Genomic DNA, 12,819 nt, shown 5'->3' with positions numbered 1-12,819 from the left:
GCGGACTTTGACAAAAACTGGGTTCTATGTGTATATCAAGTTAACGTACGAATAATGTTATCCTGGAAAGAGCTCTTTGCTCATGTATTTCTCAAATTCTAGGTCTGTCTTCATCTTTTTTGCCTCCATAAACATTGCAGCATCAGTTCCAACCACATATCTTGGAAGCATCTCATCATCATGAATTGCCTTGATAATTACTTCAGCTACTTGTGATGGAGCAGTGCCCATCTGAACCATCATCTTTAATCCTGCTAAGATGTGATCAGTTAATTCCTTGTATTTTGGGTCTGTCTTTGAATCTGGAATTTTCATTGATTCAAAAAAGTTTGTCTTGATAACTCCTGGTTCAATTAGAGTGGTCTTGATTCCAAACTGACCTAATTCATATCGTAAACATTCTCCTAGTCCTTCTAATGCAAATTTTGAGCTAATGTATGCTGGAGAACCTGGTAATCCCATTCTTCCAGCAACAGAACTAATGTTTATGATGCTTCCCGAATTTTGATTTCTCATAATTGGGGTAACTTCTTGAATAATTCTTACAATACTAAAGAAATTAGTTTCAAATTGTTTTCTAAAATCATCAACTGAGACATCTTCTGTACATCCAAACTGTCCATATCCTGCATTGTTAACTAAAACATCCAGTCTTCCTGCTGAATCTATTACTTTTTTTACTGCAGAAACAATTGATTCTTCTTTATCGACATCAAGCTCTATTACTTCGATTGGAAGATTATCTTTTTTTGCAGCATTCTCTAATTCTCCTGCTTTTGATGTGTCCCTCATACTGGCAAATGTGTGATATCCATCTTTTGCAAGTGCTAGTGATGCTTCTAATCCAATTCCTGAAGAACTTCCAGTTACAAGAGCTACTTTTTGCATAATGTCTCTAAATTTTTGTTATATTTATCCCATTTTGATTATACTAGAGGTCTGTCACCTTCAGTTGGATCAACTAGTTCTGTTTTCTCTCCTTTGTTAATTCTCTCCAAAATCTCTAGTGCTGAATATTTGTGCAGATATTCGTTGTTGTTTCCACATCTGTATGAGAATGTACATCTTGGACATCCGGCTTCATTTTTGCATGGACATTCCTTTACAATGAACATGCTTCTCTCCAGTGCCTGCTCAAATCTATCATAGAGAGCTTTGCTTGCCCCACTTCCTCCAATTGCCCCATCATAGATGAAAATCAAGCCTGATGTTCCCAGTGATATGCCTCCCAAATCCTGAGAGACTCCACCAGTAATCATATTGCTTCCCTCAATCACTACATGCTCTGTTGCATGGTATCCGCTGGCTTCAGTATATTCCTCATCTTCAGATTCTCCCATTACTTTGAGAGGTCTAGGTGCATGAAAGACAATCCCCTTTGTAACAAAATCATATTCTAGAGGTGTATCTAGCAGAACTTTTTCTCCTTGTGTTACTTCTTGTCCAAGCTCAATGTTGACATAGCCGTATACTTTTTTCTCAATGTGTAGTTTACAAAATGCAACTTCAACTCCGTTTGCAATCCTTTTATCAAAAACTGTCTCAATTGTAGGCCATTCTTCAGTTAGTGCTTTAGTATAGTATGGATAATCTCTTGGAATTTTCTCAATCTTTGCATAGTTTTTTTCTGGATAATCAAACTCTTTTACTTTATAACGAATACCTGCAAGAAAATAGATTGCATCTTTGTGTAACTCCTCTAATGCAATTGGTAAAATTCTATCTCCTACTTTTTTACCATTTAAGAAAATATCAATTGATTGTCCTATTCCTCTAATACTGTATTCATTGAGTAAAGAATTGATCTTGTCAAAATTTGGAATTATTCTATTGTTGAATTCTTTTAGATTCTCTTTGATGATGTGGTGCTCTATTACTTCTTGATGTTCTTTAAGCTCATGTTTTGAGATTGGTCTATCACATGCCATTGCTAATACCTGGAACTCTTCTACAAATGGATTCTTGGGATCGATGTAGGTTTTTTCAGTATCCTCAAAATAGTCATCTGGATGATTCTTGTAATATTGTGATATTGGGTCATTTCCCAATGCCAAAAATGCATAACCTCTTTGACCCTTTCTTGCGGCTCTTCCTATTCTTTGGATTAGTCGATTTACTGGTATGGTAGATGAGATAACACAGTCAACATTTCCCACATCTATGCCTAATTCAAGCGTGGGAGTGCATGAAATTGCATCAAGTAAATCATCTTTGAACTGTTTTTCAACAAATGTTCTGTAATTTGCCATCAGTCCTGCTCTGTGAACTTTGATGTTGACCTTTTGCTTTTTTGCCTGAATTGCTAAAAGTTCGGAATTTAGATGCGAGTTGTTAAAGACCATAGTCTTGTGATTTTTCTCAGTTAGTTTCTTTGTGAGTTCTACCATCAAAGCCCTTTGAGTTCGAAGTGATGGGAAAAGCATTGCAAAGTCTGTCTGGCCTTTCTTTCCTGACCCTTGAATTTTTTGCATCTTTTCTCCAAACAATTTTTCACAAAATTCTTTTGCATCTTCAAGTGTAGCTGATGCCGCAACAAATTGCAGCTTGTTTGTACATACTCTTTTGAGTCTCTTTATGATATAGTGAACATTAGAACCAAAAATTCCTGAATAGACATGTGCTTCATCTGTAACTATAATTCTTGTTGTTGTTAGTAATGATGAGAATTTTGTTTGGTGCCACATATGATAGTGCAATACATCAAAGTTTGTAACAAGAATTTGTGGTGGATTATCAATTATTTCTCTTCTGTCGTTTTGTTTTGTGTCTCCATCAAAGACCTCTACTCTAACCCCAATCTTTTCTACAAATTTTTTGATTTTAGGGAATTGGTCTCGTGCAAGTGCTTTTGTTGGGTATACAAAGATTGCAAAGACATTACCTTCGCTGGAATCTTTTTTTATTCTCTGAATTACTGGAATCAAAAAGGCTTCTGTTTTTCCTGAAGCAGTTGGAGCTTCAATTACTACATTTTCTCCATATGCAATCTCACTAATTGCCTCTTCTTGGAATTTGTAAAACTGTTTTATTTCCAATTCCTTTAGATGTTCTGTAATTGATTCATCTAGTCCCAAATCTTCTACTTTGCAGCCCATTTTAGGCTCAGGATTGCTCAAAACCTTGTATTGTGAAACATAGTCTTTTTTGGAATATAGAATCTCTTCAGTTATTTTGTCTGGCTTGTTTTTGCCAATCATATTTTTGATTTCAACTTCAGCACGGACAATTCCCTCATCTTTGAGGCCTTCAGAAAGTCCTTTCTCTGTGACTAGTCCCTTGTCATATCTTGAAAGAAATTCTAAAAACACTTCATCTACATTCTTTGAGAACTCTAGGAGATCTTCTATTCCACAACCACTACATGAGACGTGCATTTTTTTGTTGAAAGTCTTTTGGATCTCAATCCTGGACTTGCATTTTGGACATGATAGTTTCAAGATCTATTTGCTAAGAAACGATTAGTGATTTATTGTTACTTCATAGGATTTACCCATGACATTATTATGCTAGGAACTGGTCTTGAATTTAAAAATGAAAAAAATTGAGATTAACAAAATTTACAATCAAAATTGTATTGATGGAATGAGTTCTATTCCTAAAAACAAGATTGACTTGGTTATTACCGATCCACCATTTGCCATAAATTTCAAGGCAAAAAAAGCAAATTACAACAGAACATCATCTCGTGTTCTTTCTGGATATAATGAAATCAAACCTGAGGACTACTATGACTTTACATTTTCATGGATGACTGAAGTTTATCGAATCCTAAAGGATTCTGGAAGCATGTATGTATTTTCAGGATGGAATAATCTCAAAGATATTTTACGAGCCTTGGATGATGTTGGATTTGTTACCATTAATCACATAATCTGGAAGTATCAATTTGGTGTAGTTACAAAAAAGAAGTTTGTCACATCTCACTATCATTGTCTTTATGTCTGCAAAGATGACAAAAAAAGAAAGTTCTTTCCATTTTCTAGGTTCAAAAAAGAAGATAAAACAAAGGATGGTCGCAGTCTTCACTACAAAGACAAGGAAGATGTGTGGGATATCAAACGAGAATACTGGACTGGGGATGAAAAAACTCCAACCAAACTACCTTCTGAATTAATTCAAAAAATCTTGGAATACTCTAGTGAGAAAAAAGACATTGTGCTTGATCCTTTTATTGGTTCAGGACAAGTTGCAGTTGTAAGTAAATCTCTTGGTAGAAGATATCTTGGATTTGAAATTGTTCCAGACTATTACAAATTTGCAAAAAAACGACTTGACAAAGACCTGTATCGAATTAAAAAATCAAAATAATTACTGATTGTTTTCTGACTCGTCTATCTTTTTTTGACCAATCTTGTCTGCAATAATTTTTCGCAACTCATCATCAGTCTTTCCTTCAACTTTGACTCCAATTGATTTTGCAATTACCTCTAGTTTCTGTCTCTCTGATTCTACAGGTCCTGAAATCTTTGGTGCTTCTTCTGTAACTTCTTTCATACTTTCTTGAATGTCATTTTTTGCTTTGTTGTATTCATTGACTGCTTTTCCAAGCTTTCTTGCAGCACCAGGAAGCTTTCCTGTTCCCAAAATCAAAACCAGAGCAACAAAAATTATGATTATCCATTCACTACCTGCTACATTTAGTGAATAATCTATCATGATCTCAAAAGGCCTAATTTGAAATTAAACGTAATGTTTGAAATTATGCCTAGAATATTCATACATGAATATCACGAATGAGAAGTAGTTATTGATTTAAATAAATTCAAAATTATTTACCTGTATGAAAAAAGTTGAAGCAATAGTTAACGAATCTGCTCAAAATGCAGTTATTGATGCAATGAGAAAGGTTGGCATTAGCGGTGTAACTGTTAGCAAAGTTCAAGGTCAAGGCGCACAAGATCCTCCTTTAGTTGGTGACTTCTTTAGCAGGGTGTTAATCGTCTGTGTAGTCGATGATCCTAAACTAGATGAAATCCTTGATGCAATTGCAGGTGCTGCTTGTACTGGTACTAAAGGAGATGGCAAAGTCTATGTTTCAGATATTTGTGATGCTCTTGATATCTGCACTAAAAAGCGCGGAACAATGGATATCTAATCCAAGACTCTTTGTGGCTCTAGTTTCTTTCTAGTAATGATTGCAAGTAGTGCTACCCCAATTCCTATTACACAAAATATCAGATACGGTGTATCATCTCCTAGTGATTGTGATATTGGTCCACCAAGTGTTGGCCCTATTGCCCAACCCATTCCAAAGACTGTTTCATATACTCCTATGATTTTTCCTGAAATTCCTTTCTTAGTCTTGCTTAGAATAATCTCCAAAGTTAGCGGGAAGAATATACTGAATCCAAATCCCATTAGAACTAGTGCAATTCCAAAAGTAATGATAGAGTCTGCTACAACTGATATTGCCAGTCCAGCTGATACTGCAAATACTGCTGCAATCAATGTCTGACTAGTTTTTCTTGCAAACTTTCCTGCCAGTGCAAGTGAAATTACCCGTGAAATTCCAAAAACAAAAAACAATAACAAAATGTCTGTGTCTGTCATTCCATTGTCATTTAGAAATGCTGGATAGATTGTCAGAATTATTCCAAATGATGATGTACAAAAAAGCAACAAAATTATGACTTCAGGAAATCTCTTCATCTCTTTGATTGATGAAAATGAAAAATGTTCATGATGATTTCTAACGCTTTTTCTTGAAACTAGAATTGATGAAATCAATGCAGTTGCTAAAATGAATGCAGTAATCTGGAATAGGATTCTGTATGTTGTATCAAGACCCTCCAAAAATACGGTACCTAGTAGTGGTCCTACCATGAACCCAATTACAAAGAACATTGTAAACCACGAGATGTTCTTTACTCTGTTTTTCTCTGTACTTTCATTTGATATGATTGATTCACATGGAGGCCAGAAAAATGCATGAGCCACACCTGTCATAATTCTAAATCCCATAATCTCTGGTACTGATTGTGCAATTGATAGAAGGTAAATTGATGCAGAATTGATTGCAGTTCCCAATGCTAGCAAGTATCCATTATTGAATCTGTCAAGAAGAATTCCGACAAACAATGGAATGAACATGTAAGGAATGAAATTTGTTAATCCGATTAATCCAAGTTCAGAATATGTCGCACCTATGACATTTTTTGCAAAGACTGGAAGTATTGGTCCGTGTAGTCCATAAGAAATTCCAATAATCAGACCTGTAATGTTTACTAGAATCAGAACTTTGTTCATTTGTATGCAGCAACCATGATTGCTCCACCCATAAGATCTTTCTCAAATTCCACTCTGGAGAATTTCTCTAACAGTAAACCTTCAAGCTTTTTGTTTTGTGGCCATCTTTTGAAAGTTCCATAAAGTGTCCCAAACTTTAATCCAAGTTTTCCACCTGCACTAAATGCAAGAATTGGCAAGATGCATCTGAGATAAAATGCAACTCCTGCTCTGATGAATCCGCTATCTGGCTTTCCCAAATCTACAATTACAAATCGTCCATCTTTTTTCAAGACTCTGTGAATCTCTGATATTGCAATTCTCAAATTTATTGCATCTCTTAATGAATAACCACAAAGCACTGCATCAAACTCTTCATCTCTAAATGGAATGTGCTCAAAAACACCATTTGCCATGTCTGGTGTCTTTTCAAAATGGGTTCCAGTGTTCTTTAACATTGGAACCAGAGGATCATAAAGTGTAACTGAAATCTTTCCATCAGTTAGTTTTAGCGCAGTCTTTGACATATTACCAAATCCTGAACCTGCATCAAGTATCTTGTTTCCTGGAAGAACTCTGTTTGAAATTCCACGGTTACGATGTTCTACATCTTTTCCTAGCGATATGATTGAGTTTACCTTGTCATAAACTGGAATGATTTCTCGAAGTACTTCGATTACTTCGCTCCAATAACTACTTCCTAAACCCATTATCTATCATCTCATACACTAAAATGAATATCTTTCAAATCTGAGATTCTAAGGAACAAACTTTGATGCGTTTTGAGAATAATTTTGCAAGTCTGCTTCAGATACTTTTTCAAAGATTTTAGATTCAGTTGAAACCTTTGCCATCTTGATATCTTTGACTCCGCCCTTTTCCTCTGCCTTTAGATTAATTGCTGCAATTGCTAATGCTGCTGCATCTTCTAAACTCATGTCTTCTTTGTAATTTTTCTCCAAGAATGCATTTACATCATCTGAACCTGCTCCAATTGCAATTGCTGCAAATTGAACATATGTTCCACTTGGATCAGTTACATAGATTGATTCACCTTTCTGGTCAACACCTGCAATAATCATTGAAACACCATTTGGACGAACACCTCCATACTGTGTAAATTGATGAGCTTGGTCTGCTAGATGTTTTGCAACTGTAGCAACCTCTACTGATTCATCATAGGTCATTCTGTTTCCCTGTGAGAAGAATCTTGCACTGTCAACTTGAACACGTGCATCTGGGATGTATCCTGCTGCTGCAACACCAATGTGATAATCTACTTGGAAAATTTTCTGTGTAACATCAGTACTTTGTAATGTGCGAGGTTTTTCCTCAACTGCCATGATGACTCCTTGTTTACTGGCAACACCAATTGCTAAAGTTCCTCTTTTTACAGTCTCAATAGCATATTCGACTTGGTAAATTCTGCCGTCTGGAGAATACATTGTAGGGGTCATATCATAACCCTTTGATGCCATCATATCATCACGAGTTCATCCTCAGTCAATTTAAGGGTAATTGTCGAGGCTGAATATGGAAAAGATCTGGAAATACTGTTTTAAGCAAAACGAGCATATCTTCCTTAAGAAACATGACAAATCAATTACTAGAGTTTAAAGAAATTCTTAGATCTAGACAAGAATCTGAGCAAAGAAAACCCGATAAACAAACCAGAAAATTACTATTTTACTTGTTTACAAGCACTCGCGGTGGATTTACAAGACTTAGAATCATTATGAGTTTGCTTGATAAACCATACAACACTCATCAATTATCTCAAGAACTTGAACTTGATTACAAAGCCGTACAACATCACATGAAAGTACTTGAGAAAAACAACATGGTCTCAAAAATTGGTGAAAAATATGGTGCAATATTCCACTTGTCTAACTTTCTTGAAATGAATATCTCTGCTTTAGATGAGGCAATTGATAAACTGGACAGAAAGATGAATCACAAAAAAGTCTACATCTAATTCACATTTTATGAAATGCGATCAGGAATTTTTAACCAAACTTATATAATTGGAATATTCCTAGATCGATCGTCTTGGTAAAGAATGATCCTTTTGCAAATGCAACAAAACAGGTTAATGATGCATGTGATATTCTTGGAATTAAAGACAAAGGTATACGCGATTATCTTGCAATACCAAATAGAATTCTCAGAGTAAAAATTCCAGTTACTATGGATAATGGAAAGGTTAGAGTTTTCACCGGTTTTAGAAGTCAACACAATAACGATAGAGGTCCTTACAAAGGCGGTATCAGATACTTCAACCCAGAAGGTGGTGTTGAGTACATGGAACGCGAAGTCATGGCACTCTCATCTTGGATGACTTGGAAATGTGCCATTGTTGATGTTCCACTAGGTGGCGGTAAAGGTGGAATTTACGTTAATCCAAAAACTGAAAAGCTTAGTGAAAATGAATTAGAAAGACTTACTCGTGGATTTGCATATAAAATTTCTGAAGTTATTGGTCCAGAAAAAGACATCCCAGCTCCTGATGTTTACACAACAGGAAAAGAGATGACACAAATCATGGATACATTTAGCAAACTAAACGGAAACAAATACTCTCCAGGAGTTATTACTGGTAAACCAATCTCAATGGGTGGTTCTCTTGCAAGAAATGTTGCAACTGGTTTAGGTGCAGCATATACCGTTAGAGAAGCTGCAAAGACACTGAAAGTTAATCTCAAAGGAGCCAAAGTTGTTTTGCAAGGATTTGGTAATGCATCAACATTTGCAGGTGAATACTTGGAGAAGATGGGTGCAAAAGTAATTGCAGTCAGTGACTCTAAAGGTTCCATCTCAATTCCAAAAGGTGCAAAGGTTAGCAAAATCCTTGAACATAAACAAAAGAAAGGAAGCGTAGTTGGATTCCCTGGTAGCAAAAAAATCTCTACTGAAGAATTACTTACAACAAAATGTGATGTACTAGTTCCAGGTGCACTGGAAAATCAAATTGATGCTAAAATTGCTAAAAATCTAAAATGTAAAATTATTGCCGAAGCTGCAAACGGTCCAACACTACCTGAAGCAGACCCAATCATTTACAAAAAGAACATTTTGGTTATTCCTGATATCTTGGCCAACTCTGGTGGTGTATGTATCTCATACCTGGAGTGGGTTCAAAACAACATGGGTTACTATTGGACCTTTGATGAGGTTGCAAACAAGATGGAGAAGAACATCACTCAAGGATTCAAAGATGCTTATGCATTATCAAAGAAGCACAAAATCGACATGAGAAAAGCAACCATGGTTTTGGCAGTAGAAAGAGTTCTTGATGCCTTTAACACAAAAGGTATCTGGCCTTAGGCAAAGTAAGACTCGTAACAAACTAGTTGTTCAATAAACATTATCTTTCCTCTTGTAATTTGTCGTAATTTCTTTTTGTAAGAAAGATCCAATTTTGTTCTTCTTTGGAGTAATTGAATTGTTTTACCAGTTAGGTATCGTCCTTTTTTGTCTCTATCAAACAAAAGAATAATTTTTTTGTATTTAGCAACAGAGTCTGCAAAATTATTGATTCCACCAAACTTGTGAAATTCTAAAATTTCTCCTTGATATCCAATCTTTCTTAGTGCATTGAAATCTCTTTTACCTTCAACTATTACAACACCATTTCCTGAATTCAATTGAAAAACAAATTTTTGTAATTCTGAAATCTCTTGTTCTGTAACGAGCACACTTCTAAATTCATTTTAACATATTAAGCACTTTTGTATATACAAAACATGTCTGATGTATTACTTGTACAAAACACAAGAATCGAAGGTTCTGGATATCTTGGTGACTTGTTAAAGAAAGATGGATTTGATATTACATCAGTTAATGCAAAACATGAGAAACTTCCAGACAAAGATTTTTCTCTTGTTGTAATTTTAGGAGCTCCTGAAAGTGCAAATGATGATTTGCCTTATCTTAGAGATGAACAACAACTAATCAAAAATTCTGTTGAAAAAAATATTCCTGTTTTGGGAATTTGTTTGGGTTCTCAGTTAATTGCAAAAACATTTGGTGGCAAAGTTTACTCTGGTCTAAAAAAAGAGATTGGGTTTTACAATGATCTTCAGGTCTCATATAACTCTGGATTGTTTTCTGGCTTTCAAAACCCCTTTACTGTATTTCATTGGCATGGTGACACCTTTGACTTGCCTGAAGGTGCGATTAATCTAGCCTCATCTGAGCATTACCAAAACCAAGCATTCAGATACAAAAGCGCAGTTGGATTGCAATTTCATTTGGAGGTAAATGAAGAGATGGTAAATCTCTGGCTTGATAACACTGAAGAAAAATTGCAAAAAATCCCTTACATCGATCCAAAAAAAATCCGTTCTGATATTGATGAAAATATTTCAACTGTAAAATCGAATATGAAGAATTTTTACAATAATTTCAAATCAGAATTTCAACTTTGACCAAAGTTTAATATACTGAGTTTTGATTTCATCGATCGAACGATGGCTGCAGTTAAGAAAATTTTTGATGAAATTATTGAAACTGATCACAAAGTCATCACTGAAGAATCATCAAAATCTATTCTCAAAAACTATGGCGTTAAAGTACCACCATATGCATTAGTAACCTCTGCTGAAGAAGCAGCAAAAGAAGCTAAAAAAATTGGATTTCCACTTGTAATGAAAGTAGTATCACCACAAATCTTACACAAGACTGATGTTGGTGGAGTTAAAGTTGGTTTAGACAATGTCGCTGATGTAAAAAAGACATTTACTGACATGTATGGCAGACTCTCAAAGAAAAAGGGAGTTAATGTCAAAGGAATTCTTCTCGAAAAGATGGTTCCAAAAGGTGTTGAGCTTATTGTAGGTATTCAAAATGATTCCCAATTTGGTCCAATCATTATGGTTGGTATGGGAGGTATTATGACAGAAGTAATGAAAGATGTAGCATTTAGAATGCTACCAATTACAACTTCTGATGCAAAATCAATGTTAAACGAACTAAAGGGTTCAAAACTTCTCAAAGGATTCAGAGGAAGTGAACCAATTGACACTAACTTGGTTGCAAAAATGTTGGTAAACATTGGAAAACTAGGCGTAGAAAATGCAGATTACATAAACAGCATTGACTTTAACCCAGTAATCGTATATCCAAAATCTCACTATGTTGTTGATGCAAAAATTATCCTAAACAAAGAGAAGAAGAAAAATTCAATCTCAAAAGCAAAACCAAGCATTACAGACATGGAGACATTCTTTACTCCAAAATCAGTTGCACTAGTTGGAGCTTCTGCTAGTCCAGGAAAGATTGGTAACTCTATCTTAGATAGTTTGGTAAATTATGATTTCAAAGGTAAAGTATATCCAATTAATCCAAAGGCTGACAAAATCTTTGGACAGAAATGTTATCCATCTGTTGCTGATATTCCAGGTAAAGTTGATCTAGTTGTAGTTTCAGTAGACTTGTCTATGACTCCTCCAGTTCTAGAAGACTGTGCAAAGAAAGGAGTTCATAGTGTCGTAATTGTCTCAGGTGGAGGAAAAGAACTTGGTGGCGAAAGAGCAGCATATGAAGCTGAAGTTGCAAGATTATCTAAAAAACACAAAATCAGAATTATTGGTCCTAACTGTATCGGAATGTTCAATGCAGCAAACCGTCTTGACTGTGCATTCCAAGGACAAGAAAGAATGGTCCGCTCAAAACTTGGTCCTGTTGCATTCTTCTCACAAAGTGGAACAATGGGAATTAGTATGTTAGAGAGTGCTGACACATTTGGTCTATCAAAGATGATCAGCTTTGGTAACCGTTCTGATGTTGATGAGGCAGATATGATTTGGTATGCTGCAAATGATCCTCAAACCAAAGTAATCGGATTATATGTTGAAGGATTTGGTGATGGTAGAAAATTCATTAATGTCGCAAAACGTGTAATGAAAGAGAAAAAGAAACCAATTGTTATTTGGAAGAGTGGAAGAACTGCAGCAGGTGCAAAACAAGCAGCTTCTCACACGGGCTCACTTGGTGGCTCTAATGCAATCATTATGGGTGCATTCAAGCAAGCAGGAATTATCTCAGTTGACAGTTATCAAGAATTAGCAGGAGTTCTAAAGGCACTAGCATGGCAACCAGCCGCCAAAGGCAACAAGGTTGCAATGACAAGTAATGGTGCTGGTCCAATGATTGGTGGAATTGATCAATTAGAAAAATTCGGTCTTGCTATTGGAAAACTATCTCCAAAACTTCTCAAGAAGATGAAATCACGTTTCCCACCTGCAGTACCAATTCATAATGGTAATCCAGCTGATGTTGGTGGTGGCGCAACTGCTGATGACTATCAATTTGTAATTCAACAATTTATGGATGAGAAAAACATCGACATTGCAATGCCTTGGTTTGTATTCCAAGACGACCCATTAGAAGAAACAATAGTTGATCATCTTGCTGGTTTCCAAAAGAAAGCAAAGAAGCCACTTCTATGTGGAGGTAATGGCGGTCCATATACTGAAAAGATGATTAAATTAATTGAGAAACACAATGTTCCAGTTTATCAAGACCTCAGAACTTGGGTTGCAGCAGCATCTGCACTCCATCAATGGGGAAAAATTTCTAAAAAATAGATAACAT

At 35.6% G+C, this 12,819-nt stretch carries 13 protein-coding genes; 6 read left to right on the top strand and 7 right to left on the bottom strand.

Annotated features, from left to right (window positions below; translation table 11 throughout):
• Window positions 1-57: 57 nt before the first annotated feature.
• On the bottom strand, window positions 58-888 hold the full coding sequence (locus NMAR_RS07065; RefSeq protein ID WP_012215704.1) for an SDR family oxidoreductase: 831 nt from the start codon (window positions 886-888) through the stop codon (window positions 58-60).
• A gap of 38 nt (window positions 889-926) precedes the next feature.
• Window positions 927-3,437 (bottom strand): DEAD/DEAH box helicase, encoded by a 2,511-nt coding sequence (locus tag NMAR_RS07060; RefSeq protein WP_148680188.1) that lies wholly within the window; start codon window positions 3,435-3,437, stop codon window positions 927-929.
• Window positions 3,438-3,531: 94 nt separating this feature from the next.
• On the opposite strand from NMAR_RS07060, the gene NMAR_RS07055 reads away from it, so the two are divergent.
• Window positions 3,532-4,308 carry a DNA-methyltransferase gene (locus NMAR_RS07055; RefSeq protein ID WP_012215702.1) on the top strand — a complete coding sequence of 259 codons (777 nt, stop codon included), beginning with the start codon at window positions 3,532-3,534 and terminating at the stop codon, window positions 4,306-4,308.
• Here NMAR_RS07055 and NMAR_RS07050 read toward each other — a convergent pair whose 3' ends face one another.
• Window positions 4,309-4,656 (bottom strand): Sec-independent protein translocase subunit TatA/TatB, encoded by a 348-nt coding sequence (locus tag NMAR_RS07050; RefSeq protein ID WP_012215701.1) that lies wholly within the window; start codon window positions 4,654-4,656, stop codon window positions 4,309-4,311.
• Between the two features lie 124 nt (window positions 4,657-4,780).
• Here NMAR_RS07050 and NMAR_RS07045 point away from each other — a divergent pair, with 124 nt between their 5' ends.
• Entirely contained in the window at window positions 4,781-5,095 is a 315-nt protein-coding gene (locus tag NMAR_RS07045) for a P-II family nitrogen regulator (RefSeq protein WP_012215700.1), read from the top strand.
• Here NMAR_RS07045 and NMAR_RS07040 read toward each other — a convergent pair.
• From NMAR_RS07040 to NMAR_RS07030, 3 genes are read right to left on the bottom strand one after another with little or no spacing between them, the layout of a single operon-like run.
• Window positions 5,092-6,246 carry an MFS transporter gene (locus NMAR_RS07040; protein ID WP_012215699.1) on the bottom strand — a complete coding sequence of 385 codons (1,155 nt, stop codon included), beginning with the start codon at window positions 6,244-6,246 and terminating at the stop codon, window positions 5,092-5,094. The two genes, NMAR_RS07045 and NMAR_RS07040, sit on opposite strands and share 4 nt — an antisense overlap.
• Window positions 6,243-6,935 carry a class I SAM-dependent methyltransferase gene (locus NMAR_RS07035; protein ID WP_012215698.1) on the bottom strand — a complete coding sequence of 231 codons (693 nt, stop codon included), beginning with the start codon at window positions 6,933-6,935 and terminating at the stop codon, window positions 6,243-6,245. Before NMAR_RS07035 ends, NMAR_RS07040 begins: the two co-directional genes overlap by 4 nt.
• Before the next feature lie 48 nt (window positions 6,936-6,983).
• Window positions 6,984-7,706 (bottom strand): archaeal proteasome endopeptidase complex subunit alpha, encoded by a 723-nt coding sequence (locus NMAR_RS07030; protein WP_012215697.1) that lies wholly within the window; start codon window positions 7,704-7,706, stop codon window positions 6,984-6,986.
• 110 nt (window positions 7,707-7,816) lie between these two features.
• Here NMAR_RS07030 and NMAR_RS07025 point away from each other — a divergent pair, with 110 nt between their 5' ends.
• The gene (locus NMAR_RS07025) at window positions 7,817-8,200 is read left to right on the top strand and encodes an ArsR/SmtB family transcription factor (RefSeq protein ID WP_012215696.1); all 384 of its coding nucleotides are present in this window, start codon (window positions 7,817-7,819) and stop codon (window positions 8,198-8,200) included.
• A 74-nt stretch (window positions 8,201-8,274) separates the two neighbouring features.
• The gene (locus NMAR_RS07020) at window positions 8,275-9,549 is read left to right on the top strand and encodes a Glu/Leu/Phe/Val family dehydrogenase (RefSeq protein ID WP_012215695.1); all 1,275 of its coding nucleotides are present in this window, start codon (window positions 8,275-8,277) and stop codon (window positions 9,547-9,549) included.
• On the opposite strand, the gene NMAR_RS07015 is transcribed toward NMAR_RS07020, so the two are convergent.
• Window positions 9,546-9,920, bottom strand: coding sequence for a toprim domain-containing protein (locus NMAR_RS07015; RefSeq protein ID WP_012215694.1), 375 nt, complete (start codon window positions 9,918-9,920; stop codon window positions 9,546-9,548). The genes NMAR_RS07020 and NMAR_RS07015 overlap by 4 nt on opposite strands.
• Window positions 9,921-9,968: 48 nt before the next feature.
• On the opposite strand from NMAR_RS07015, the gene NMAR_RS07010 reads away from it, so the two are divergent.
• Both NMAR_RS07010 and NMAR_RS07005 read left to right on the top strand, forming a co-directional pair.
• The gene (locus NMAR_RS07010; RefSeq protein ID WP_012215693.1) at window positions 9,969-10,652 is read left to right on the top strand and encodes a type 1 glutamine amidotransferase; all 684 of its coding nucleotides are present in this window, start codon (window positions 9,969-9,971) and stop codon (window positions 10,650-10,652) included.
• Window positions 10,653-10,694: 42 nt separating this feature from the next.
• The gene (locus NMAR_RS07005) at window positions 10,695-12,812 is read left to right on the top strand and encodes a 3-hydroxypropionate--CoA ligase (protein ID WP_012215692.1); all 2,118 of its coding nucleotides are present in this window, start codon (window positions 10,695-10,697) and stop codon (window positions 12,810-12,812) included.
• Window positions 12,813-12,819 lie beyond the last annotated feature (7 nt).

Origin of the sequence: Nitrosopumilus maritimus SCM1, assembly GCF_000018465.1 — an archaeon.
Lineage (GTDB): Archaea > Thermoproteota > Nitrososphaeria > Nitrososphaerales > Nitrosopumilaceae > Nitrosopumilus > Nitrosopumilus maritimus.
Note: the sequence above shows the minus strand (reverse complement) of the source record. Positions and strands in the feature narration are given on the sequence as shown.